The sequence below is a fragment of the Pseudomonas sp. FW305-25 genome (assembly GCF_017351415.1).
Lineage (GTDB): Bacteria > Pseudomonadota > Gammaproteobacteria > Pseudomonadales > Pseudomonadaceae > Aquipseudomonas > Aquipseudomonas chlororaphis.
The window spans coordinates 61,192-84,193 of the sequence record NZ_JACNDE010000010.1 but is presented as its reverse complement, the minus strand read 5'-3'; the positions used below and the strand labels follow the sequence as shown (position 1 = coordinate 84,193).

At 63.3% G+C, this 23,002-nt stretch carries 19 protein-coding genes; 5 read left to right on the top strand and 14 right to left on the bottom strand.

Going from position 1 to position 23,002, the window contains the following annotated elements:
* Nucleotides 1-96: 96 nt before the first annotated feature.
* The 3 genes from J4E58_RS12285 to plsB are packed head-to-tail and all read right to left on the bottom strand — an operon-like array spanning nt 97 to nt 3,770.
* A complete protein-coding gene (locus tag J4E58_RS12285) occupies nt 97-786 on the bottom strand; it encodes a DUF4197 domain-containing protein (RefSeq protein WP_087091371.1) in 690 nt (229 codons plus the stop codon).
* A 27-nt stretch (nt 787-813) separates the two neighbouring features.
* Nucleotides 814-1,212 carry a YbaY family lipoprotein gene (locus J4E58_RS12280; protein ID WP_087091372.1) on the bottom strand — a complete coding sequence of 133 codons (399 nt, stop codon included), beginning with the start codon at nt 1,210-1,212 and terminating at the stop codon, nt 814-816.
* A 53-nt stretch (nt 1,213-1,265) separates the two neighbouring features.
* Nucleotides 1,266-3,770 carry a glycerol-3-phosphate 1-O-acyltransferase PlsB gene (gene plsB, locus J4E58_RS12275; RefSeq protein ID WP_053259787.1) on the bottom strand — a complete coding sequence of 835 codons (2,505 nt, stop codon included), beginning with the start codon at nt 3,768-3,770 and terminating at the stop codon, nt 1,266-1,268.
* Nucleotides 3,771-4,014: 244 nt separating this feature from the next.
* Here plsB and J4E58_RS12270 point away from each other — a divergent pair, with 244 nt between their 5' ends.
* On the top strand, nt 4,015-4,224 hold the full coding sequence (locus J4E58_RS12270) for a cold-shock protein (RefSeq protein ID WP_007927922.1): 210 nt from the start codon (nt 4,015-4,017) through the stop codon (nt 4,222-4,224).
* A gap of 108 nt (nt 4,225-4,332) precedes the next feature.
* On the opposite strand, the gene J4E58_RS12265 is transcribed toward J4E58_RS12270, so the two are convergent.
* The 4 genes from J4E58_RS12265 to J4E58_RS12250 all read right to left on the bottom strand — a co-directional run bounded on the left by J4E58_RS12265 (nt 4,333) and on the right by J4E58_RS12250 (nt 9,548).
* Entirely contained in the window at nt 4,333-4,710 is a 378-nt protein-coding gene (locus J4E58_RS12265; RefSeq protein ID WP_007927921.1) for a hypothetical protein, read from the bottom strand.
* A gap of 83 nt (nt 4,711-4,793) precedes the next feature.
* Nucleotides 4,794-5,603, bottom strand: coding sequence for a putative RNA methyltransferase (locus tag J4E58_RS12260; RefSeq protein WP_087091373.1), 810 nt, complete (start codon nt 5,601-5,603; stop codon nt 4,794-4,796).
* Nucleotides 5,603-6,754, bottom strand: a complete 1,152-nt coding sequence (dapE, locus tag J4E58_RS12255; RefSeq protein WP_087091374.1) for a succinyl-diaminopimelate desuccinylase — start codon at nt 6,752-6,754, stop codon at nt 5,603-5,605. Before dapE ends, J4E58_RS12260 begins: the two co-directional genes overlap by 1 nt.
* Nucleotides 6,755-6,953: 199 nt before the next feature.
* Nucleotides 6,954-9,548 (bottom strand): glycosyltransferase, encoded by a 2,595-nt coding sequence (locus tag J4E58_RS12250; protein WP_087091375.1) that lies wholly within the window; start codon nt 9,546-9,548, stop codon nt 6,954-6,956.
* Between the two features lie 263 nt (nt 9,549-9,811).
* On the opposite strand from J4E58_RS12250, the gene tcdA reads away from it, so the two are divergent.
* On the top strand, nt 9,812-10,621 hold the full coding sequence (gene tcdA / locus J4E58_RS12245; RefSeq protein WP_009042375.1) for a tRNA cyclic N6-threonylcarbamoyladenosine(37) synthase TcdA: 810 nt from the start codon (nt 9,812-9,814) through the stop codon (nt 10,619-10,621).
* 145 nt (nt 10,622-10,766) lie between these two features.
* On the opposite strand, the gene J4E58_RS12240 is transcribed toward tcdA, so the two are convergent.
* The 4 genes from J4E58_RS12240 to J4E58_RS12225 all read right to left on the bottom strand — a co-directional run bounded on the left by J4E58_RS12240 (nt 10,767) and on the right by J4E58_RS12225 (nt 13,896).
* Complete coding sequence (locus J4E58_RS12240) at nt 10,767-11,177, bottom strand: SufE family protein (protein WP_007924086.1); 411 nt, start codon at nt 11,175-11,177, stop codon at nt 10,767-10,769.
* On the bottom strand, nt 11,174-12,379 hold the full coding sequence (locus tag J4E58_RS12235) for an aminotransferase class V-fold PLP-dependent enzyme (RefSeq protein ID WP_087091376.1): 1,206 nt from the start codon (nt 12,377-12,379) through the stop codon (nt 11,174-11,176). Before J4E58_RS12235 ends, J4E58_RS12240 begins: the two co-directional genes overlap by 4 nt.
* 139 nt (nt 12,380-12,518) lie before the next feature.
* On the bottom strand, nt 12,519-13,553 hold the full coding sequence (gene dapD / locus J4E58_RS12230; protein WP_007924084.1) for a 2,3,4,5-tetrahydropyridine-2,6-dicarboxylate N-succinyltransferase: 1,035 nt from the start codon (nt 13,551-13,553) through the stop codon (nt 12,519-12,521).
* A gap of 34 nt (nt 13,554-13,587) precedes the next feature.
* A complete protein-coding gene (locus tag J4E58_RS12225) occupies nt 13,588-13,896 on the bottom strand; it encodes an arsenate reductase (RefSeq protein WP_238437447.1) in 309 nt (102 codons plus the stop codon).
* A 280-nt stretch (nt 13,897-14,176) separates the two neighbouring features.
* Here J4E58_RS12225 and J4E58_RS12220 point away from each other — a divergent pair, with 280 nt between their 5' ends.
* A complete protein-coding gene (locus J4E58_RS12220) occupies nt 14,177-15,823 on the top strand; it encodes a Na+/H+ antiporter (RefSeq protein ID WP_087091377.1) in 1,647 nt (548 codons plus the stop codon).
* Between the two features lie 112 nt (nt 15,824-15,935).
* On the opposite strand, the gene dapC is transcribed toward J4E58_RS12220, so the two are convergent.
* The 3 genes from dapC to map are packed head-to-tail and all read right to left on the bottom strand — an operon-like array spanning nt 15,936 to nt 20,707.
* Nucleotides 15,936-17,135, bottom strand: coding sequence for a succinyldiaminopimelate transaminase (dapC, locus tag J4E58_RS12215; RefSeq protein ID WP_087091378.1), 1,200 nt, complete (start codon nt 17,133-17,135; stop codon nt 15,936-15,938).
* Between the two features lie 39 nt (nt 17,136-17,174).
* Nucleotides 17,175-19,877, bottom strand: a complete 2,703-nt coding sequence (locus tag J4E58_RS12210; protein ID WP_087091379.1) for a [protein-PII] uridylyltransferase — start codon at nt 19,875-19,877, stop codon at nt 17,175-17,177.
* 47 nt (nt 19,878-19,924) lie between these two features.
* Nucleotides 19,925-20,707, bottom strand: a complete 783-nt coding sequence (map, locus tag J4E58_RS12205) for a type I methionyl aminopeptidase (protein WP_009042382.1) — start codon at nt 20,705-20,707, stop codon at nt 19,925-19,927.
* A gap of 407 nt (nt 20,708-21,114) precedes the next feature.
* On the opposite strand from map, the gene rpsB reads away from it, so the two are divergent.
* Together rpsB and tsf are read left to right on the top strand one after the other, a co-directional pair.
* Nucleotides 21,115-21,855, top strand: a complete 741-nt coding sequence (gene rpsB, locus J4E58_RS12200; protein WP_007924078.1) for a 30S ribosomal protein S2 — start codon at nt 21,115-21,117, stop codon at nt 21,853-21,855.
* Between the two features lie 204 nt (nt 21,856-22,059).
* Nucleotides 22,060-22,926, top strand: coding sequence for a translation elongation factor Ts (gene tsf / locus J4E58_RS12195; RefSeq protein ID WP_007924077.1), 867 nt, complete (start codon nt 22,060-22,062; stop codon nt 22,924-22,926).
* The last annotated feature ends 76 nt before the right edge of the window (nt 22,927-23,002 follow it).

Here is a 23,002-nt window from a genome sequence, read left to right as displayed (position 1 = left end):
CTTGCCCGCGATCTAGACGCCGCGGTGTGTCAGGCACACCGCGGCGTCTAGATCGCGAGCAATCGAGCGTCGACCGGCCGCTCCTACAGGTAGGGGTTACAGGCTACCGAACACCTTCTTCGCCAGGCTGGTGGCCGCTGCCGCCGGGTTCTCGCGAATGGTCGCTTCCTGTTTGCCGATCATCTCGAACAGGCCGTTGAGCGCCTGTTCGGTCACGTAGCTTTCGATATTCGCGTTCTTCGCATCCAGCACGCCGAAGGTGGCGGCCTGGCCGGCGAAGGCGTTGTACTGCTTGGCCAGGCCCACCTGGTCGGTGGCCTGTTTGACGATCGGCAGGAACTTCACGCGGATCTGTTCGCGGCTGGTCTTGCTCAGGTATTGGGTGGCGGAATCCTTGCCACCGCTGAGAATGCCCTTGGCGTCCTCCACGCTCATCTTCTTCACGGCATCCACCAGCAGCGCCTGGGCCTGCGGCACGGCGGCCTCGGCGGCCTTGTTCATGCTGGTCTCGAGTTCCTCGACCTGGGCGCCCATGCCGAACTGCTTCATTTTCTTCGCCACTTTGCCGAGGCTGCCCGGCAGTTCGATGCGCACGTCCGGGTTGTTGCTGAAGCCGCCGGCGGTGCCCAGTTGTTTGACCGCGACCTGGGCTCCCTGGGTCAGGGCGTCCTTGAGGCCGCCGGTGGCGTCTTGCTGCGACAGATCGCCGAGGGACAGCGCCAGGGCACTGGCACAGATCAGCAGGCCGGCGCACAGGCTGGTGAAGCGAAGGGAAGAACGGAGCATGGCAGCTTCCTTGTTCGAGAGAAGGGATTAGCGAACCGCGTCGACGCGGATTTTCAGCGATTGCGGATCGCTGCCGTCGAGTTTCACCCCGTTGTGCTCGGTGGTGACGAACAGCAGTTTGCCAGCCACTTCGATCCGCGCGCTGACCGAATAACGGTGCCCGGGTTTGACCTGGGCCGGGTCGTAGCTGAGGTGGAAGGGCAGCGGCACCTGGCCTTTGACCGGGCCTTTCTGTTCGGCCAGCAGCACCGCGGGGGCGTCGGCCAGCGACACGTCCTGCAGGCTGACGCTCAGGGTGGCGGCTGGCGGCAGGGCGATGCGTTGCAGGTAGAAGACTTCGCCATCGAGGCTGGCTTTGCTGGCAGGTTGCATGCTGTTACAGGCCCCGAGCAGGGTGGCAAGGGCGAGCAGGGTGAACTTTTTCATGCTGGATCTCCGTATCGGGGGGGCGCCAGAAACCGCCTGGCGCCGATAAGAATCTAGTCGCTTTGCTGCGGTGCGGCGACCTGCTCGGCAGCATCTTCGCTGCGATGCAGGGCCACCTGGCGGATCGACAGGCGAATCTCCGCCGGCAGCACGCGCTTGGCCGCGCCCTCGGCCAGTTCGCCGAGCAGTTCGTGGTAGCTCAGCTTGCCAGCCTCGTCGCGGCGCAGCACGTCCTGTTCCAGCAAGGTCTGGATGAAGTGGCGGAACAGGCTCTTGTCGAAGAACTCCGGGGCATTCAGGCCATGCAGGATCGACAGGCGCTGGGCCATGACCGTGCACAGGTCTTCCAGCTCTTCGGCGCTGATGCTGCGCTGGCCGCTGTTGAGCAGCAGCGAGATGGCCATGTAGAAGCGCTGCAGGGTCTGGGCGATGCTCTTGGACAGCAGGGTCAGCAGCACGAAATGCCGCGAGCTTGGGGCCGGACGCAGGTACAGCTCCTTCTCGAAGCGCAGCAGGCCTTGCTCGACGAAGGCCTCCAGCCATTGGTCGATCACCCCGTCCAGTTCGTCCAGGGACCAACGGATGAACAGCTCCGACTGCAGGTAGGGGTACAGCGCCCGGGTGTAGCGCAGGATCTGTTCGCGGCTCATGCGCGACGAGCTCTGGAAGAAGCTCGCCAGCAACGCCGGCAGGGCGAAGATGTGCAGCACGTTGTTGCGGTAGTAGGTCATCAGGACGGCGTTCTGCTCGTCCAGGTAGAGGATCTTGCCCAGGGCATCGCTCTGCTCGGACAGCAGGTCCATGTCCTTCACATGCTCGATCAAGGCCCGGCCATCGCCTTCCGGCAGGGTGGTGTGGGGCGAGTAGGGGACCTTGCGCAGCAGCGCCAGGTACAGGTCCAGGACCCGGGCCATGGCGCGGTCGTCGAGGGCCAGGCGGCTGGTGGACAGCAGCGCCAGGGCCACCAGGTTGACCGGATTGATCGCCGCCGCCTCGTTCAAGTGCTGGGCGACTTTTTCACCCAGGCGGTTGGTGGTTTCGTTGAGCCAGGCCGGCTTGAACTGCGGACCCAGCTCCTGGGCGCGCCAGCCTGGCTGTTCCTGGTCGAGGAACTCGGCCAGCTTGATCGGCTCGCCGAAGTTCACCGCCACCTGGCCGAAACGCTGCTTGAGGGCGCCGATGACCTTGAAGATGTCGAAGATCGACTCTTTCTTCTTGCTCGCGCCGCGCAGCTCGCCCAGGTAGGTGCGGCCTTCCAGCACGCGCTCGTAGCCGATGTACACCGGGACGAAGACGATCGGCATGCGCGAGGAGCGCAGGAAGCTGCGCAGGGTGATGGCCAGCATCCCGGTTTTCGGTTGCAGCATGCGCCCGGTGCGCGAACGCCCGCCCTCGACGAAGTACTCCACCGGGAAACCCTTGGTGAACAGGGTATGCAGGTATTCGTTGAACACCGAGGTGTAGAGCGGGTTGCCCTTGAAGGTGCGGCGCATGAAGAACGCTCCACCCCTGCGTAGCAGGCTGCCGATCACTGGCATGTTCAGGTTGATCCCGGCGGCGATGTGCGGCGGGGTCAGGCCGTTGCGGAACAGCAGGTAGGACAGCAGCAGGTAGTCGATGTGGCTGCGGTGGCAGGGCACGTAGATCACTTCGTGGCCCGGGGCGACTTTCTGTACGCTTTCGATGTGGTTGACCTTGATCCCGTCGTAGATCTTGTTCCAGAACCAGCTCAGCACCACTTCGAGGAAGCGGATCGCGGTGAAGGTGTAGTCCGAGGCGATCTCGTTGCCATAACGCAAGGCCACGGCCTTGGCCTTTTCCGGGGAGATCTTTTCCCGTTCGGCTTCGTCGAGGATTGCCTGCTTGACCAGCGGCTGGTTCAGCAGGCCCTTGACCAGGTTGCGCCGGTGGGAAATGTCCGGGCCGATCACCGCGGCCTTCAGGTTGCGAAAGTGCACCCGCAGGATGCGCTGGGCCATGCGCACGGTGCGCTCGTGGCCCTTGTTGTGCTCGATCAGTTCGCGCAGGTGGATCGGTGCGGAGAATTGCACCCGGGTCTTGCGGCCCAGGATCATGATGCTCAGCAGCCGGCGCAGACGCCCGGTGACTGCCCAGCTATCGGCGAACAGCAGTTTCCACGGGCTCGATTCGCTGTCGGGCGACTGGCCCCAGAACACGCTGACCGGAATGATCTGCGCGTCTTCGGCGGCATTCTGGCTCAGGGCGCTGACCAGGCGGGTCAGGGTCGGTGGCGCGCCGCGCTTGTCCTGGCGGCCGAGCCAGTCCGGGGCCGGGGTCAGGTAGAAGAACGCGGCGGGTTCCAGCAGGTTACCCACCGAGACCGGCAGCACCGGGCGCGGCAACCCGGCCTTGGTGCACTCGGTATCGACCACGGCAAGGTCGGTGAGCGAAGGGTTTTGCAGGACGTAGAACACCGGACGACTGCGGTCGAGGTTGAGGGTGAAGGACGACTGGTTGATCGTCTCCGAGCGAACCCAGAGGTACAACAGTCGGCGCAAGGTGCCAAACACAAGACGGCGGAACGGGGAGCGGGTCATACGGCTTCTGCTTTAGTGGAAAAAACCGAGCAGTTGCTCGGGGCGGCTAGTGTGCCGGATTCACCGAAAATCGGCAAAAAAGCGGCAAACAAGATTGAGTTGAGAGTTTTTCTGCCTGTCATATACTCGCCCGACTGACGCCTGGGCATGCGGGGCCCATCAATAGAAACCCAGGTCCAGGCGAAAGTTCTCACGGCTTCGTTTCAGTAAGCCGACTGATAATAAAAAGACGGAGGATGGATTGATGGCAACTCGCGAGACCGGCAGCGTGAAGTGGTTCAACGACGCCAAGGGTTACGGCTTCATTCAGCGTGAAGGTGGTGCCGATGTATTTGTCCACTACCGTGCTATTCGTGGTGAAGGCCACCGCTCGCTGACCGAAGGGCAGCAGGTTGAATACGCCGTGGTAGAGGGGCAGAAGGGGTTGCAGGCTGAGGATGTAGTGGGCTTGTAAGCGCTGTGCCTTGTAGGAGCGAGGCTTGCTCGCGATAGCGTTGTGTCAGGTAAAGCGCTATCGCGGGCAAGTCGGATCGCCGCCCGCTCGCTCCTACTGTAATCAGAATCAGGCGGTGCGCCAGGTAATCTCTTCTTCCCCGTCGGCGCTGATGCGAATCCAGCGGTCGGCCGACTCCTCACCTTCTTCCTCGACCCAGCTGCCCGGTGCGCAGCGCACTTCGACGTTCAGCGCGGCGAAGGCGGCGCGGGCGCAGGCGATGTCGTCGTCCCACGGCGTCTGGTCGCTTTCCAGGTACAGGCTGTTCCATTTGCCCACGGCTTTCGGCAGCCAGGTCACTGGCACGCTGCCCGCCTTGCATTTGTAGGTCTGGCCTTTCTGCACCCAGTCGCTGCACGGGCCCAGGGCCGCGCCGAGCCAGGCGGCGATGGCCTTGTGGTCGACGTCGGCGTCTTTCAGGTAAATCTCGATATCCGGTTGGCGCATGGATGTCCTCACTGCGGGTCTGAAAAATCCATTCGCGGATTTATTCGGCCTCGAGTCGCTGCTTGAGGCCGTGGATTGATGGGTTATTGCAGCACGAAGTAATCGTAGCGCATCGACACGCTGACCTCGAAGGGCTCGGCCTGCTCGATCACGCTGGCCCGGCGTTCGGCACTGGCGCGCCAGCCGTGGGGCGTCATGGCCAGCAGGTTGGCGCGATCCTGCGGATTGCTCAGCGTCAGCTTGAAGTCCAGGGTTTCACTGTGTTGCAGCGCCATGCCTGCGGGCACCAGCGCCAGGTGTTTGTCGTCGGTGTATTCGCGGACCTCGTCGTACAGGCGCTCGCGCAATTCCATCAGGTGGCCGCTGGTCGGTCCGACCTTCATCAGTCTGCCGCCAGGGCTGAGCAGGCGCTTGGCTTCCTGCCAGTCCAGCGGGCTGAAGACACTGGCGAGGAACTGGCAACTGGCATCGGCCAGGGGCACCCGGGCCATGCTGGCGATCAACCAGGTTAGCTGCGGGGCACGGCGGCAGGCGCGCTTGACCGCTTCCCGGGAGATGTCCAGGGCATAACCGTCCGCCTGGGGCAGGGCTTCGGCGATCTGGGCGGTGTAGTAACCCTCGCCGCAACCGATATCGACCCAGCGCTGCGGGGCGCGCTCGGCGGCCAGTTCGGCCAGGCGCCTGGCCACCGGGGCGTAATGGCCGGCATTGAGAAAGTCGCGGCGGGCTTCGACCATGGCCTGGTTGTCGCCCGGGTCGCGGCTGTTCTTGTGCTGCACCGGCAGCAGGTTCAGGTAACCCTGGCGGGCGCGGTCGAAGCGGTGCCCGGCCGGGCACACGACACCGTTGTCGACGGCGCTCAGGGGCGCCGCGCAGATAGGGCAGGCAAGCATCAGGCGAGCAACTTGATCAGGGTCTGATAGTAGATTTCGGTCAGCACGTCGAGATCGCTAGCCAGCACGCGCTCGTTGACCTGGTGGATGGTGGCGTTGACCGGGCCCAGCTCGACCACCTGGGTGCCGAGGGTGGCGATGAAGCGCCCGTCGGAGGTGCCGCCGCTGGTGGAGGCCTTGGTCTCGCGGCCGGTGACGTCCTTGATGCTGGCCGACACCGCGTCGAGCAGGGCGCCCGGTTCGGTGAGGAACGGCAGGCCCGACAACGCCCACTCCACATGCCAGTCCAGGCCGTGCTTGTCGAGGATGGTGGCCACGCGCTGTTGCAGGCCTTCGACCGTGGATTCGGTGGAGAAGCGGAAGTTGAACACCGCCACCAGCTCGCCGGGGATCACGTTGGTCGCGCCGGTGCCGGAATTCAGGTTGGAAATCTGGAAGCTGGTGGGCGGGAAGAAGGCATTGCCGTCGTCCCAATGTTCCGCGGCCAGTTCGGCCAGGGCCGGGGCGGCCAGGTGGATCGGGTTCTTGGCCAGGTGCGGGTAGGCCACGTGGCCCTGCACGCCGCGCACCGTGAGCTTGGCGCCGAGGGAGCCGCGACGGCCGTTCTTGACCACGTCACCGACCAGGCTAGTGCTCGACGGCTCGCCGACGATGCACCAGTCCAGGCGCTCCTTGCGCGTCGCCAAGCGCTCGACCACCGCCTTGGTGCCGTGGTGGGCCGGGCCTTCTTCGTCGCTGGTGATCAGGAAGGCCACCGAGCCTTTGTGGTCCGGGTAGTCGGCGACAAAACGCTCGGCCGCCACCAGCATCGCCGCGAGGCTGCCTTTCATGTCCGCCGCGCCGCGCCCGCAGAGCATGCCGTGCTCGTCGATCAACGCGTCGAACGGGTCGTTCTGCCAGGCCTGGACCGGGCCGGTGGGCACCACATCGGTATGGCCGGCGAAACACAGCACCGGGCCTTCGTGCTTGCCGTGGCTGGCCCAGAAGTTATCCACATCCTCGATGCGCATCGGCTCCAGCTTGAAGCCCGCATCGCCCAGGCGCTGCATCATCAGCTTCTGGCAGTCGGCGTCGACCGGCGTCACCGACGGGCGGCGGATCAGGTCACAGGCGAGTTGCAGGGTCGGCGAAAGGTCGGCGTGGGCCGTCATGGGGAAACTCCGGTGCAAGGCGTTATGTGTAGGCGCGAGGCTTGCCCGCGATGGAAAACCTGAGGTGTCTCAGGCAAACCGCGTCGTGGCTATCGCGGGCAAGCCTCGCTCCTACGGTAATGGGGCAAGGCGCGCAAAATGGCGGATATCTTAAAGCAAAACGGCGGCCAGAGGCCGCCGTTTAGTGCTTTGCCGCGATTTATGCGGCCGTCACCGGTGCGCTTTCGGCAAGCGGTTTTGGCAGCGACGACAGGAAGGCCATGACCAGCGCCGCCACATACGGCAGCGACTGCACCAGCAGCATGGTCACCCAGAAGCGCATGTCGTTGCTCGGCAGGCCGCCCTGCACCAGGTAGATGCCCAGCGCCGCGCCCCACAACAGCAGCATGATGAACAGCTCTTCCCGGGCTTCCGAGATCGCCACCCAGAAGCCGTGGTTGTCGGCGTTCTTCGGCGTGCGGAAGAACGGAATGCTACTGGTGAAGAAGCCGTACAGCACCGCCTTGGCGATGGTGTGGGACAACGCCAGGCCCGCCACGGCCGCGCAGAACGCGTCCTTGAGGTTGACCCCGACCGCCCGGCGGTAGAGGAAGATGATCTTGCCGACCTTGAACACGAACAGCGCCAGGGGCGGGATCGCGAAGATCAGCAACGGCGGATCGACGCGCTGCGGCACGATGATCATCGCCGCCGACCAGAGCAGGGCGCCGAGGGTGAAGAAGATGTTCATGCCGTCCGCCACCCACGGCAGCCAGCCCGCGAGGAAGTGGTAGCGCTGGCCACGGGTCAGCTCGGTGTCCTTGCCGCGCAGCAGGCTGGCGGTGTGGCGCTTGATGATCTGGATCGCCCCATAGGCCCAGCGGAAACGCTGTTTCTTGAAGTCGATGAAGGTATCCGGCATCAGGCCCTTGCCGTAGCTGGTGTGGTAATACGCTGCCGACAGGCCTTTCTCGAACACCCGCAGGCCCAGCTCGGCGTCTTCGCAGATGCACCAGTCGGCCCAGCCCAGTTCTTCCAGGACCGAACGGCGGGTCATGGTCATGGTGCCGTGCTGGATGATCGCGTCACGGTCGTTGCGGGTGACCATGCCGATATGGAAGAAGCCTTTGTACTCCGCGTAGCAGAGCTTCTTGAAGGTGCTTTCGTTCTGGTCGCGGTAATCCTGCGGCGATTGCACCACGGCGATCTTCGGGTCGGCGAAGTGCGGCACCATATGCTTGAGCCAGTTGCGATCGACGCAGTAGTCCGAGTCGATCACCGCGATCACTTCGGCGTCCTTGGCGGTGTGCGGGATCAGGTAGTTCAGCGCGCCGCCCTTGAAACCGGCCAGGGGCGCGACGTGGAAGAACTTGAAGCGCGGGCCGAGGGTTTCGCAATAGGCCTGCACCGGCTCCCAGACCGCCGGGTCCTTGGTGTTGTTGTCGATGATCAGGACTTCGAAGTCCGGATAGTCGAGGTTGGCCAGGGCATTGAGGGTCTGTTTGACCATTTCCGGCGGCTCGTTGTAGCACGGCACATGGATCGAGACTTTCGGCCGGTAGTTGGAGTCGCCTTCGACCGGCAGGAACTCGCGCCGGCGCTTGTGCACCCAGACCGCCTCGGCCAGTTCATGGGCCTCGGTGAGCAACACGATGAACACCCCGAGCGCACCCAGGGCGAGCAGGAAGCCCACCGTCAGGCTGAACCAGGTGCTGTATTGCTGGCTATAGTCGTAGCCGATCCACACCAGCACCGAGCCGCAGAGGAAGGCGATGAAGGTCAGGAAGGTCCGCCCGCGCTGGCGCAGGGCCGAGCCGTCGATCATCAGCAGGGTCAGGGACAGCAGCGCCAGGACCACCGAGCCGATGGCCAGCACGCGCCATTGCGGGATCGCCACCACCGGGCCTTCGAAGTTGAATTTCTGCTGGCGCGCGGCGTTGAACACGCCCCAGTAGGCGCCTACCGAACCTTCGTCGCTGGCCTTCCACGGCTGGTCGAAGGCTTCGATCACGAAGTAGTTGTAGCCCTGGCGGTTGAGCTTGTTGACCAGGTTACGCAGGTAGATCGCCTGGTCCGCCGGGCTGGCGTCGGCGCCACCACGCATGCGGCCGTTGCTCGGCCAGCCCACCTCGGACAGCAGCAGCGGTTTTTTCGGGAACATTTGTTTCAGGTCGCGGGCGCGGTCGAGGACGAACTGCCCGGCCTTGTCCATCGGGATGAATTCCCAGTAGGGCAGGACGTGCGCGGCGATCAGGTCAACGTGCTGGGCCAGTTCCGGGTGTTCCTCCCAGACGTGCCACTGTTCGGAGGTGGTGACCGGCACCTTGACCGCGGCCCGTACGCGATCGAGCAGGACGCTCAACTGGTCGGCGGTGATTTCCTTGCGGAAGATCGCTTCGTTACCGACCACCACGCGCACCACACTGCGCGAGTTGTTGGCGATGTCGATGGCGCGGGTGATTTCACGCTCGTTGCGCTCCAGGTCCGGGCTGATCCAGATCCCGAGGGTCACGCGCAGGCCGAACTCTTCCGCCAGCTTGGGGATGTTCTCCAGCGTGCCGTCGACCGAGTAGGTCCGAATGTTGTCGGTCAGCTTGCTCATGATCTCCAGGTCGCGACGCATTTCGTCGTCGGTCGGGAACTGGTCTTTCTGCGGGAACTGGCCCAGCTGGAAAGGCGAGTAGGAAAAGCCGGAGATTTGTGCAGGCCAATTGGGGGCGGAAACCGGGCGGTTGACCAGTGCCCAGAAGCCGGTGAACAGGGCGGCGATTGCCAGAACCACCACCAGGTTGAGTCCAAATTTACGCGATGACATAGCTATTTCGGGTTCCAAAGGGTGTGGAACGGGGGAACGGTCGGCATGCGCCAAGCGGCGCGCATCCTACACTGGCCTTCGGCTGAGCGTACAGCGCACAGGGGAAAGCCGCAGGTTGGGCAATTCAACTTGATTTAAGTTCTCGGCGACGAAATTTTCAGATTGTTCCCTCATTAAAGCAGCCCCGACTGCCATTCATAGGGCAAAGATGCTCTTGACGGACATCGGCCCTATAATGCGCGCCGGTTTTTGGGGTAATGGTCATGAGTACAGAAGATCCGCGGTTTGCTGGCGTCGCCCGGTTGTATGGCATCGAGGGCCTGGAACGCTTGCGCGCCGCCCATGTGGCGATCGTCGGGGTCGGCGGGGTCGGCTCCTGGGCGGCGGAAGCCATTGCCCGTTGCGGAGTGGGCGAGATCTCGCTGTTCGACCTGGACGACGTCTGCGTCAGCAACAGCAATCGGCAGCTGCACGCCCTCGACAGCACGGTCGGCAAGGCCAAGGTCGAGGTCATGGCCGAGCGCCTGCGCGGGATCAATCCGGCCTGCACCGTGCATGCGGTGGCGGACTTCGTCACCCGCGAGACCATGGCCGAATACATCACGCCGAACATCGATTGCGTGATCGACTGCATCGACAGCGTCAACGCCAAGGCGGCGCTGATCGCCTGGTGCAAACGGCGCAAGATCCAGATCATCACCACCGGCGGCGCGGGCGGGCAGATCGACCCGACGCTGATCCAGGTCTGCGACCTGAACCGTACCTTCAACGACCCGCTGGCCTCGAAAGTGCGTTCGACCCTGCGGCGCGACTACGGGTTTTCCCGCACCGTGACCCGTCACTACAGCGTGCCTTGCGTGTTTTCCACCGAGCAGCTGCGCTACCCGAAACCGGACGGCAGCATCTGCCTGCAGAAGAGCTTTGTCGGCGATGGCGTGAAACTCGACTGCGCCGGCGGTTTTGGCGCGGTGATGATGGTCACCGCGACCTTCGGCATGGTCGCGGCGACCAAGGCGGTGGACAAGCTGGTGGCTGGCGTGCGGCGCCCGGCGGACAGAGTCAAACCCATCTGACGCAATAGATTCCTGTAGCCGCTGCCGCAGGCTGCGATAAGGCCCGAAGGGGCTTCCGGGGGCCTCAAGAGCACGTCTCCTGCGGAGCCGATCGCAGCCTGCGGCAGCGGCTACAGAGATTCGGGTCGGGTAGATCGCGATTGGATCAGTAGTTGCCAGCCAGCTCGCGCATCCGCTGCAATACCGCGTTCAGCCCATTGCTGCGCGACGGCGACAACTGGCGCGACAGGCCCAGTTGATTGAACCAGTCCGGCAAGTCCACCCGTTGCAGTTCCTCGGCGGACAAGCCGTTGACCCGCGCCAGCAGCAGGGCCACCAGGCCACGGATCAGGCGTGCATCGCTGCTGGCGGCGAACTGCCAGTGACCGTCCTGCAAGGTGCCCACCAGCCAGACCTGGCTTTCACAGCCATGCACCCGATTGGCCTCGACCTTGTCGGCGTCGCTCAGCGGTGCCAGGCGTTCGCCCCATTGCATCAGCAAGCGTGCGCGCTGTTCCCAACCGGGAGCGCCCTGAAAGCTGTCGAGGGCGGCCAGGGCCTCGGCGGGCAGGCTCATCGCAACAGCTCCAGCGCCTGATCGAGGGCCTCGAAGAAGCGTTCCAGGTCCTCGGAGTCGTTGTACAGCGCCAGGGATACGCGGGTCGCACCGGCCAGGCCGAAGCTTTTCAGCAGTGGCATGGCGCAGTGATGCCCGGCGCGCACGGCGATGCCCTGTTCGGTCAGCAGGTGAGCCAGGTCGGCGTTGTGCACGCCATCGACCACGAAGCTGACCAGCGCCAGCTGCGGCTTGCCCAGCAGGCGCAGGCCTTTGCGGGCCAGCAGGCCGTGCAGCAGGTAGTCGTGCAGCGCGGCTTCATGGGCGCTGACGGCGTCCTGGTCGAGGCCGCTGAGGTAATCCAGGGTCGCGCCCAGGCCAATCACGCTGGCGATCGGCGGCGTACCGGCTTCGAAACCCAGCGGGGCGGGGCGGAAGCTGGCGTGCTGGTATTCGGCCTGCTGGACCATCTCGCCACCAAACTGCCAGTGACGCAGGCCTTGCAGCGCCTCGGTGCGCCCGTACAGCACGCCGACGCCGTCCGGGCCGTAGAGCTTGTGGCTGGAGAACACATAGAAATCGCAGCCCAGCGCCTGCACATCGTGGCGGCCGTGGACCACGCCCTGGGCGCCGTCGACCACGGTCAGGGCGGCGTGCGCCTTGGCCAGGGCCAGCAACTGCGGCAGGGGCTGCCAGGCACCGAGCACGTTGGACAGCTGGCTGACGGCCAGCAGCCGGGTGCGCGGGCCGATCAGGCGTGCCGCGGCGTCGAGATCGATCAGGCCGTCGTTGTCCAGCGGCAGGACCACCAGGTTGAGGCCGCGACGGTGCGCCAGTTGCTGCCAGGGCAGCAGGTTGGCGTGATGCTCCAGGGCGCTGATGACGATTTCATCGCCCGGGTTGAATCGATGTTCCAGGCCATAGGCCAGGAGGTTCAGCGCGGAGGTCGCGCCGTGGGTAAAGATGATCTGCCCGCTGTCACCGCTGTTCAGCCACTGCGCCACCTTGTGGCGGCTGTTCTCGAACGCCTGGGTGGCGTGAGCGCCAGGCAGGTGCTGCGCGCGATGCACATTGGCCGCGCCATTGGCGTAGTAGTGCGCCAGGGCGTCCAGCAGGGCTTGGGGTTTTTGCGTGGTGGCGGCGTTGTCCAGGTAGGTCTGGTCCTGCCGTTGCAGGGCGGCGATGGCCGGGAAGTCGGCACGCCAGGGAGAAGGAATCATCATGCTATCGGGCCCTGGTGAACATGGGCGGGTATACGCCGGACCTGTAACCGGTAGGAGCGAGGCTGCCCGCCAAGGGGGACTCGAGGCAGCCCAAAGCTTTGCGGGCAGCCTCGCTCCTGCAGGTAGAGGTGCGTGACGCTTAGTTGTGAGCGTGCAGCGCTGCGTTCAGTTCGATGGCCGATTTGTGGGTCTTGCACTCCACGGCACCGGTCTCCGAATTGCGACGGAACAGCAGGTCAGGCTGGCCGGCCAGTTCGCGGGCCTTGACCACCTTGACCAGCTGGTTGTTCTCGTCCAGCAGCGCCACCTTGGTCCCGGCGGTCACGTACAGGCCCGACTCCACGGTATTGCGGTCGCCCAGCGGGATACCGATACCGGCGTTGGCGCCGATCAGGCAGCCTTCGCCGACCTTGATCACGATATTGCCGCCGCCCGACAGGGTGCCCATGGTCGAGCAACCGCCGCCCAGGTCCGAACCCTTGCCGACGAATACGCCAGCAGACACCCGGCCTTCGATCATGCCCGGGCCTTCGGTGCCGGCGTTGAAGTTGACGAAACCTTCGTGCATCACGGTGGTGCCTTCGCCCACGTAGGCGCCCAGGCGGATACGCGCGGCGTCAGCGATGCGCACGCCGGCCGGTACCACGTAGTCGGTCATTTTCGGGAACTTGTCCACCGAGAACACTTCCAGCAGCTCGCCACGCAGGCGGGCTTCCAGTTGGCGCTCGGCCAGTTCGCCGAGGTCCACCGCGCCCTGGTTGGTCCAGGCCACGTTCGGCAGCAGCGGGAAGATCCCGGCCAGGTTCAGGCCGTGCGGCTTGACCAGGCGGTGGGACAGCAGGTGCAGCTTCAGGTAGGCCTCCGGGGTGGAGGTCAACTGGGCGTCTTCGGCCAGCAGGGTGGCGACCAGCGGCTTGTGGCTCTCGGCCAGGCGGGTCAGCAGCGCGGCCTGGGTGGCGTCGATGCTTTTCAGGGCGTCGGCCAGCTCTGCGGCCTGGGTGGTGGTGAAGGTGATGGCCTGGTTGCCTTCGCTGTAACCCAGCACCGGGGCGATGGCGGCAACGATTTCCGCGGACGGCTTGAGCAGGGGCGCGGCGTAAAACACTTCCAGCCACGCGCCTTGACGGTTTTGAGTGCCGACACCAAAGGCCAGGCTGAACAGGGTAGTGGACATGCTGTTACCTCTTACAAAATTGAGCGGGCAGGCGTTATTTGATTTCTGCCGCGTAGATATCGGGCTTGAAGCCAATCAGGGTTCGGTCGCCGAGATCGAGCACCGGGCGCTTGATCATCGAGGGTTGCGCGAGCATCAGTTCGATCGCTTTCGCCTGGTCGAGATCGGCTTTGCGTTCGTCGTCGAGTTTGCGAAAGGTCGTGCCCGCACGGTTCAGCACCACCTGCCAGCCGTGCTCGTTGCACCACTGGGCCAGGTGTTCGCGGTCGATTCCGGCCGCTTTGTAGTCATGGAAGTCATAGCTGACAGCGTGTTCATCGAGCCAGGTGCGCGCCTTTTTCATGGTGTCGCAGGCTTTGATGCCGAAAAGGTGCAACGTTTTGCTTGAAGCGGTCAAGGAATTGCCCCCTTTTGAGATGCTGGAGTTAAAGGTCACGGATTATGCCATGCCCGCGGCGGTTCGGCGTCGGCGAAGGTCCGGCTTTGTAGCTTTGTGTGACAGCGGCATGGGCCGCTTGCGACTTTTGTGCAGCGGCGATGCCCCAGCTTAAGCGGCTAATATGGCACTTCGACGGTAACCTGTTGCCTGAAGTCCGCTGCTGATCGATTGGGAAAACCGCTTTATGCAAACCGCTTATACCGTCCTTATCCTGCTGATGCTGGTGAGTCTCTCGCGGCTGGTCGGACGGGTGATTCCGTTGCCGTTGCCGCTGCTGCAGATCGCCGCCGGGGCCTTGCTGGCCTGGCCCACTCTGGGGCTGCATGTGGCCCTGGACCCGGAATTGTTTCTGTTTCTGTTCCTGCCGCCGCTGCTGTTCTCCGATGGCTGGCGCATGCCCAAGCGCGAGCTGTGGCGCCTGCGCGGACCGATCCTGACCCTGGCCGTGGGCCTGGTGCTGTTCACCGTGGTGGGGGCCGGTTATTTCATTCACTGGTTGCTGCCGACCATTCCCTTGCCGGTGGCCTTCGCCCTCGCGGCTGTCTTGTCGCCGACCGACGCCGTGGCGGTCTCGGCGATTTCCCAGAACCGCCTGCCGACGCCCTTGATGCACATGCTGCAGGGCGAGGCACTGATGAACGACGCCTCCGGCCTGGTGACCTTCAAGTTCGCCCTGGCGGCGGCCGTGACCGGGGTGTTTTCCCTGGCCAATGCCAGCCTGACGTTTGTCCTGGTGGCCGTCGGCGGCCTGGCGGTTGGCGTGGCCCTGAGCTGGCTGGTGGGGCGCTTGCGAGCCTGGATGATCGCCCGCGGCTGGGACGACCCGGCGACCCATGTGGTGTTCATGCTGTTGCTGCCGTTCGCCGCCTACGTGCTGGCCGAGCGCCTGGGAGCCTCGGGCATCCTCTCGGCGGTGGCGGCGGGGATGATGCAGAGCTGGCTCGATCTGTTGCCCCGGCAGACCAGCACGCGCTTGCTCAACCGCAGCGTCTGGTCGTTGCTGGAGTTCGCCTTCAACGGCCTGATCTTTCTGCTGTTGGGCCTGCAACTGCCGGACATCATCAAGGCCGTGGTCAGCCACGAAACCACCTTGTGGCCGACCCTGTTCTATCGGTGCCTGGATGTGGGAGCGATCTTCCTGGTATTGCTGGTGCTGCGGTTCATCTGGGTGCAAAGCATCTGGCGCCTGTCCGGCCTGTTGCGCCGCTGGCGTGGCAAGGGCGAACTGACCCTGGTGCCGACCGCGCGTTCCTGCTGGTTGCTGACGGTGGGCGGGGTACGCGGGGCGGTGACCCTGGCGGGCGTCATGTCGGTGCCGCTGTTGCTGGGAGCGGGCGAGGCATTTCCCGAGCGCGACCTGCTGATCTTCATTGCCGCCGGGGTGATCCTGTTGTCGCTGGTGGCCGCCTGTATCGCCTTGCCGCTGTTGCTGCGGGGCATCCAGAAGAGTCCTGACGAGAAGCGGCATGCCGAAGTGCGTGACGCCTGGCGCAAAACCGCCGAGGCGGCGATCCATGCCCTGGAGGCCGAGGAAGTGGCCGATGGGGCCAGCTCGCCGGATGCGGCCCAGGCGGCGCTGGCCACCGAGCTCAAGGGGCGGCTGATGTCGGAGTATCGCCATCAGCTGGAGGTGTTCAACGATTCCGCCGAAGCCCAGGCGCTGGCGTTTCAGATGGATTTGCTGGAGCGCAAATTGCGTTTGAAGGCGCTGCGGGCGCAGCGGCTGGAGTTGTATCGGTTGAGCCGCCAGCACCAGATCGGCGACGACGTGTTGCGCGAGGTATTGGGCGAGTTGGACCTCAGCGAGGCCAATCTGGGGCAGGTGAAATAACGTTGGTCTTCTTGTAGGAGCGAAGCTTGCTCGCGATGAACGATAACGCGGTGTATCAGTTGTACGGCGTCGTTTCTATCGCGGGCAAGCCTCGCTCCTACGGGGGTGTGAGTTACTTACGGCGCTGAACGAAATCGCGGATCCGCTCGGCGGCTTCCACGCATTCGGCCAATGGCGCCACCAGGGCCATGCGCACTCGACCGGCTCCCGGGTTGCTGCCGTCGACGTCGCGTGACAGGTAGGAGCCCGGCACCACGGTCACATGTTCCTGTTCGTACAGGTCGCGGCAGAACGCCGTGTCGTCGCCCGCCACGTTCGGCCACAGGTAGAAGCTGCCGTCCGGGCGTTGCACGTCGAGTACCGGTGCCAGGATCTCCAGCACCGCATCGAACTTCTCGCGATACAGCGCGCGGTTGGCGCGCACATGCACTTCGTCGTTCCAGGCGGTGATGCTGGCCAGCTGGGTCTGAACCGGCATGGCGCAGCCATGGTAGGTGCGGTACAGCAGGAAGCCCTTGAGGATCTCTGCGTCGCCGGCGACGAAACCGGAGCGCAGGCCCGGCAGGTTGGAGCGCTTGGACAGGCTGTGGAACACCACGCAACGCTTGAAGTCCTGGCGTCCCAGCTCGGCGCAGGCGCTGAGCAGGCCGGGTGGCGGCGTTTGCTCGTCGAAGTACAGCTCGCTGTAGCACTCGTCGGCGGCGATCACGAAATCGTACTGGTCGGCCAGGGCGATGAGTTTCTTCAGGGTTTCGATCGGGATCAGTGCGCCGGTCGGGTTGCCCGGCGAGCACAGGAACAGGATCTGGCAACGCTGCCAGATCTCGGCCGGTACCGCGTCGAAGTCCGGATTGAAGCCGTTTTCATCGAGGCACGGCAGGTAGTGCGGCTTGGCGCCGGCGAGGAAGGCCGCGCCTTCGTAGATCTGATAGAAGGGGTTCGGGCTAACCACCAGCGCGTCGTCGCCACGGTTGACCACAGTCTGGGTGAAGGCGAACAGCGCCTCGCGGGTGCCGTTGACCGGCAGCACATTGCGCGCCGGGTCGATCCAGCCGTCGGGCACGCCAAAACGCCGTTCGCACCAGCTGGCGATGGCTTCGCGCAGGGCTGGAAGCCCCAGGGTCGTCGGATACACGGCCATCTGGTCGAGGTTATTGGCCAGGGCCTCGGCGACAAAGCTCGGCGAGCGGTGCTTGGGTTCGCCGATGGACAGCGCGATAGGGCGCTTGGCGGGGTTGGGCTGGACGCCGCCGAGCAGGGCGCGGAGTTTCTCGAACGGGTAGGGCTGCAGCTGGTTCAGAGCGTTGTTCATCGGTGCGGTGTCTCACTCAAAGCGGGTCGTGGCGCGTGGTCAGAAGCTCAGGCGCGTCAAGGCGGTAGGCGGTTCGTGGCTGACGCTCAGCTGTTCGACGATGGCGTCCTGCAGTCGGCTGCACAGCTGGGGATCGGACAGTTGCTGGTTGTGCGCGTCGGTAATGAAGAACACGTCTTCCACGCGCTCGCCCAGGGTGGCGATCTTGGCGTTTTGCAGCGACAGGTCGAACTCCAGGAAGATCTTGCCGATACGCGCCAGCAGGCCGGGGCGATCGGGAGCGCTCAGTTCGAGCACGGTGACCGGGCGCTGGGCATCGTTGTGGATAGTCACTTGCGGCGGGAAGGCGAAGTGCTTGAGCTGACGCGGTACTCGACGCTGGATGATGGTCGGGTAGTCGTCAGGGTTGCGCAGGGCCTCGGTAAGGCCGTCGCGGATCTGTTTGACGCGTTGCGGGTTGTTGCCGATCGAGCCGCCGTCATTGTCGAGCACGATATAGGTGTCGAGGGTGAACTGGCTGCTCGAGGTGATGATCCGGGCGTCATGGATGTTCAGGTTCAACTGGTCCATCGCGGCCACGGTCACGGCGAAGAAATCGTGCTGGTCCGGGGCGTAGATGAAGATCTGCGTGCCACCCTCGAATTCGCGCTGGGTGGTTTCCTTGATCAGCACCAGAGGGCCGCCGTCGGCCGGCTGCTGGAGGATCGCATCGCTGTGCCAGGCCACATCGCCGGCGGTGTGGCGCAGGAAGTAGTCGTCACCCAGTTGCGCCCAGAGCTGCTCGACGTCGTCCGGGTCGGTGCCGGCGCGGACCAGAATGTCCAGGGCCGCGCTTTGCGTCTGGCGGATCTGCTCTTCGCGGTCCACCGGGTTTTCCAGGCCGCGGCGCAGGGCGCGCTTGGTCTCGGTGTAGAGCTGGCGCAACAGGCTGGCGCGCCATGAGTTCCACAGCGTCGGGTTGGTCGCGTTGATGTCGGAAACCGTCAGCACGTAGAGATAGTCCAGGCGGGTCTGGTCGACCACGACCTGGGCGAAGTCATGGATTACTTGCGGGTCGGACAGGTCCTTGCGCTGGGCGGTGGTCGACATCACCAGATGGTTCTGCACCAGCCAGACGATCAGGCGGGTGTCCCACAGCGGCAACTGGTGGCGGATGCAGAAGGCTTCCGCGTCCACGGCGCCGATATCCGAGTGGTCACCGTGCCGGCCCTTGCCGATGTCATGGTAGAGCCCGGCCAGGTAGATCAGCTCGGGCTTGGGCAGCTTGGCCATGAGCTTGCTGGCCAGCGGGAATTTCTCCGAAACCTGGGTGTACTGCAGTTTGCGCAGGTGTTTGATCAGGTTCAGGGTGTGGGCGTCGACCGTATAGATGTGGAACAGGTCATGCTGCATCTGCCCGACGATATGGCCGAACTCCGGCAGATAACGCCCGAGAATGCCGTAGCGATTCATCCGCCGCAGGTTGCGGTGGATGCCGATCTCGCACTTGAACAGCTCGATGAACAGGCTGGTATTACGAATGTCGTGGCGGAAATCGTCGTCGATCAGGTGGCGATTTTCGCGCAGCAGGCGAATGGTGTCGGCGCGTACGCCCTTGATCTCCGGGTGCTGGGCCATGAGTACGAAGATTTCCAGCATGGCGAACGGCGTACGGCGGAACACGTTGGCGTTGATCGCCTCGATGTAGCCGTCGTGCAGCTGGAAGCGCGAGTTGATCGGCTGCGGCGGCGCTTCGTCTTCCGGGGCGAGGATGACTTCCTCGAAATGCTGGATGATCAGGTCGCTGAGCTGGGCGATGCTCATCACCACCCGGTAGTACTGCTGCATGAAGCTTTCGATGGCCTGCTTGGCATCGTTGCCCTCGAACCCCAGCAGCTTGGCGATCGAGCGCTGGTGATCGAACAGCAGGCGGTCTTCGGCACGCCCGGCGAGCATGTGCAGGGCGTAGCGGACTTTCCACAGGAACTCCTGGGACGACGCCAGCAGCGCGTTCTCGCTTTCCACCAGGAAACCTTCGCCGGCCAGGGCCCGCAGGTTCAGCGTGCCGTACTGGCGACGGGCGACCCAGAGGATGGTCTGGATGTCTCGCAGGCCGCCGGGCGAGCCTTTGACGTTGGGTTCCAGGTTGTATTCGGTGTCGTTGTACTTGTGGTGGCGGGCTTTCTGTTCGGCGCGCTTGGCCAGGAAGAAGTCCTTGCTCGGCCACATGTGCGCCGTGCTGGTGACGTCGAGCATGCGCTGGCGCAGGCGTTCGGGGCCGCAGATGGTGCGGCTTTCCATCAGGTTGGTAACCACAGTCAGGTCGGCGCGGGCCTCTTCGGCGCATTCCTCCACCGAGCGCACGCTTTGCCCGACTTCCAGGCCGATGTCCCAGAGCAGGGTCAGGAAGCGTTCGATGGAGTCGCGGAAAATCTCGTGGTCGGCGCTGTCCAGCAGGATCAGCAGGTCGATGTCGGAGTAGGGGTGCAGCTCGCCGCGACCGTAGCCGCCGACCGCCACCAGGGCAATGTCGGCGTCGTCGCTCCAGTCGAACTGGTCCCAGGCCTTTTGCAGGATGTTATCGACGAACCAGGCGCGGTCCTCGATGAGCCGGCGGATATCCCGTCCGCTGCGAAAGCGCTCGTCGAGCACTTCGCGTGCCTGGCGAATGGCTTTCTTGAAGGCAGCGATAGGGCTTGCCTTCAGGGCCAGTTCCGCCTGGAACTGGCCGCGGTCGAACAATTCGGGATCCACCTGCGGCATCGATTGGCTTTCCTTTCTATCTATAGGTCAGGGCGCAACTGCGTGGATCAGGCCGAGACGCGCGCGATGGTGTCATCGCTGCGCAGGGTGAAGATCTCGTAGCCGGTCTCGGTCACCAGCAGGGTGTGCTCCCACTGCGCGGAGAGCTTGCGGTCCTTGGTGATCGCGGTCCAGCCGTCGCCCAGCACCTTGGTGTCGGCCTTGCCCTGGTTGATCATCGGCTCGATGGTGAAGGTCATGCCGGCTTTCAGTTCCATGCCGGTGCCGGCGCGGCCGTAGTGCAGGATCTGCGGCTCTTCGTGGAACACCTTGCCGATACCGTGGCCGCAGAACTCACGCACCACCGAGAAACCGTTCTTTTCAGCGTGTTTCTGGATGACTTCGCCGATGTCGCCCAGGCGGCAGCCCGGCTTGACCAGTTCGATGGCCTTGTACATGCATTCCTGGGTGATCTGCGACAGGCGCTCGGCCCAGACCGGCACGGTGCCGACGTGGAACATGCGGCTGGTATCGCCGTGGTAGCCGTCCTTGATGACGGTGACGTCGATGTTCAGGGTGTCGCCATCCTTCAGCGGCTTCTCGTTCGGGATGCCGTGGCACACCACGTGGTTGATCGAGGTGCAGATGGACTTGGGGAAACCCTTGTAATTCAACGGCGCGGGAATCGCATGCTGCACATTGACGATGTAGTCGTGGCAGATGCGGTCCAGCTCTTCGGTGGTCACGCCGGGTTTGACATGCTCGGCAATCATTTCCAGCACTTCGGCGGCCAGTTTGCCGGCGACACGCATTTTTGCGATGTCCTCGGGAGTTTTGAGGGTGACGGTCATACAGGCTCTCTTGACGCTCAGTGGCGCGGATAAACACGGAATGGCTTGAAAGCGGTGTATCGAAGGCTGAACCCGCTGTGGGGTCGCCGCGCTTTCAAAAGCCTCAAAGGTGCGATTCTAACAGAGCCCCGGGGCAAATCTGAGGCTCTGTGCGTCGCTTCTTTCTATAACAGTGGAGCATTCTGGCCCGATTCCAAGGGGGGAGCAAAAAAGCCCTCCGGGGGAAATGAGAATCCGGGTTCCGTTTTTACCCTTCTTGTGGTATAAAATGCGCCGCTTTCCGGGGATGCCCTGAAAAGCCTAAACCCACACACGTGTCGACACGATGACCTGGGTGCCCTCAGCACAAGCTGTTGGTTGGTCATTGGGATACGTGGAGGCCTAACCCGACTTATTAAGGAACTATCATGTCCCAAGTCAACATGCGCGATATGCTGAAGGCCGGTGTGCACTTCGGTCACCAAACCCGTTACTGGAATCCGAAAATGGGCAAGTACATTTTCGGCGCGCGTAACAAGATTCACATCATCAACCTTGAAAAAACCCTGCCAATGTTCAACGAAGCTCTGACTTTCGTAGAGCGTCTGGCCCAGGGCAAAAACAAGATTCTGTTCGTCGGCACCAAGCGTTCCGCTGGCAAGATCGTTGCTGAAGAAGCAGCACGTTGCGGTTCGCCGTACGTCGATCACCGCTGGTTGGGCGGCATGCTGACCAACTACAAGACCATCCGTGCTTCCATCAAGCGTCTGCGTGACCTGGAAGTTCAGTCGGAAGACGGCACCTTCGCCAAGCTGACCAAGAAAGAGGCGCTGATGCGCACTCGCGATCTGGAAAAGCTGGATCGTAGCCTGGGTGGTATCAAGGACATGGGCGGTCTGCCTGACGCACTGTTCGTGATCGACGTTGACCACGAGCGCATCGCGATCACCGAAGCCAACAAGCTGGGCATCCCGGTCATCGGCGTTGTCGATACCAACAGCAGCCCGGAAGGTGTTGACTACATCATCCCAGGCAATGATGACGCCATTCGCGCCATCCAGCTGTACATGGGGTCGATGGCTGATGCCGTGATCCGTGGCCGCAACAACGTTGCTGGCGGCACCGAAGTATTCGCTGAAGACGCTCCAGCGCCGGCAGCTGAAGCCTGAGTAACTGACGCTTAGCGTTTACTCAGTACGCAAAAAGGGGGCTAGGCCCCCTTTTTGCCACCTCGGAAATCATTTGCCGATGGCGCCCCTGCAGTTCTTGTCATGTGTGGCGGCTATCAAGGGTTTTCGAGAGCGCAGCTCAAGAATTGATCGCCCGTTGAGTCGGGTGGAATGGTTGAAAACCTATCCAAGAGGAATTTGAAAATGGCAGAGATTACTGCAGCGTTGGTTAAAGAACTGCGCGAGCGTACCGGCGAAGGCATGATGGACTGCAAGAAAGCCTTGACCAAGGCTGGCGGCGACATCGAGAAAGCCATTGATGACATGCGCGCTTCGGGCGCCATCAAGGCTGCCAAGAAAGCAGGCAACATCGCTGCTGAAGGCGCCATTGCCATCAAGGACGACGGTAAAGCCGCCGTTCTGCTGGAAGTCAACTCGCAGACCGACTTCCTGGCTCTGCAGGACGACTTCAAGGCATTCGTTGCTGCCAGCGTCGAAAAAGCTTTCGCTGACAAGCTGACCGATGCCGCTCCGCTGATCGAGGCTCAAGAAGCCGATCGTCTGGTTCTGGTTGGCAAGACTGGCGAGAACGTCAACATCCGTCGTCTGGCTCGCGTTGAAGGTGACGTGGTCGGTACTTACCTGCACGGTAACAAGATCGGTGTTGCGGTTGTCCTGAAAGGCGGTTCCGTGGAACTGGCCAAGGACATCGCCATGCACGTGGCTGCAAGCAACCCTGAGTTCCTGCTGCCATCGCAAGTTTCCGCTGAAGCCATCGAGCGCGAAAAAGCTGTGTTCCTGCAGCTGAACGAAGACAAGATGAAAGGCAAGCCAGCCGAAATCGTTGAAAAAATGATCGGTGGCCGTATCAGCAAGTTCCTGGCCGAAGCCAGCCTGGTTGAGCAAGCTTTCGTCAAGGATCCAGAAGTCACCGTAGGTGCCCTGGCCAAGAAAGGCGGCGCAGAAATCGTTTCGTTCACCCGCTTCGCGGTAGGTGAAGGCATCGAGAAGAAAGAAGACAACTTCGCTGAAGAAGTTGCCGCACAACTGGCTGCTGCCAAGCAACAGTAAGACGGTTTTTCAACTGTCGCCCGAAAGAGGCTGCCCGCTCACGCGCGCAGCCTCTTTTCAAATGGGGTAACCAATT

Bases quoted from the DNA above. Each gene is read 5' to 3' on its own strand.
- J4E58_RS12285 (WP_087091371.1), bottom strand. From the start codon at position 786: ATGCTCCGTTCTTCCCTTCGCTTCACCAGCCTGTGCGCCGGCCTGCTG.
- J4E58_RS12280 (WP_087091372.1), bottom strand. From the start codon at position 1,212: ATGAAAAAGTTCACCCTGCTCGCCCTTGCCACCCTGCTCGGGGCCTGT.
- plsB (WP_053259787.1), bottom strand. From the start codon at position 3,770: ATGACCCGCTCCCCGTTCCGCCGTCTTGTGTTTGGCACCTTGCGCCGA.
- J4E58_RS12270 (WP_007927922.1), top strand. From the start codon at position 4,015: ATGGCAACTCGCGAGACCGGCAGCGTGAAGTGGTTCAACGACGCCAAG.
- J4E58_RS12265 (WP_007927921.1), bottom strand. From the start codon at position 4,710: ATGCGCCAACCGGATATCGAGATTTACCTGAAAGACGCCGACGTCGAC.
- J4E58_RS12260 (WP_087091373.1), bottom strand. From the start codon at position 5,603: ATGCTTGCCTGCCCTATCTGCGCGGCGCCCCTGAGCGCCGTCGACAAC.
- dapE (WP_087091374.1), bottom strand. From the start codon at position 6,754: ATGACGGCCCACGCCGACCTTTCGCCGACCCTGCAACTCGCCTGTGAC.
- J4E58_RS12250 (WP_087091375.1), bottom strand. From the start codon at position 9,548: ATGTCATCGCGTAAATTTGGACTCAACCTGGTGGTGGTTCTGGCAATC.
- tcdA (WP_009042375.1), top strand. From the start codon at position 9,812: ATGAGTACAGAAGATCCGCGGTTTGCTGGCGTCGCCCGGTTGTATGGC.
- J4E58_RS12240 (WP_007924086.1), bottom strand. From the start codon at position 11,177: ATGAGCCTGCCCGCCGAGGCCCTGGCCGCCCTCGACAGCTTTCAGGGC.
- J4E58_RS12235 (WP_087091376.1), bottom strand. From the start codon at position 12,379: ATGATGATTCCTTCTCCCTGGCGTGCCGACTTCCCGGCCATCGCCGCC.
- dapD (WP_007924084.1), bottom strand. From the start codon at position 13,553: ATGTCCACTACCCTGTTCAGCCTGGCCTTTGGTGTCGGCACTCAAAAC.
- J4E58_RS12225 (WP_238437447.1), bottom strand. From the start codon at position 13,896: ATGAAAAAGGCGCGCACCTGGCTCGATGAACACGCTGTCAGCTATGAC.
- J4E58_RS12220 (WP_087091377.1), top strand. From the start codon at position 14,177: ATGCAAACCGCTTATACCGTCCTTATCCTGCTGATGCTGGTGAGTCTC.
- dapC (WP_087091378.1), bottom strand. From the start codon at position 17,135: ATGAACAACGCTCTGAACCAGCTGCAGCCCTACCCGTTCGAGAAACTC.
- J4E58_RS12210 (WP_087091379.1), bottom strand. From the start codon at position 19,877: ATGCCGCAGGTGGATCCCGAATTGTTCGACCGCGGCCAGTTCCAGGCG.
- map (WP_009042382.1), bottom strand. From the start codon at position 20,707: ATGACCGTCACCCTCAAAACTCCCGAGGACATCGCAAAAATGCGTGTC.
- rpsB (WP_007924078.1), top strand. From the start codon at position 21,115: ATGTCCCAAGTCAACATGCGCGATATGCTGAAGGCCGGTGTGCACTTC.
- tsf (WP_007924077.1), top strand. From the start codon at position 22,060: ATGGCAGAGATTACTGCAGCGTTGGTTAAAGAACTGCGCGAGCGTACC.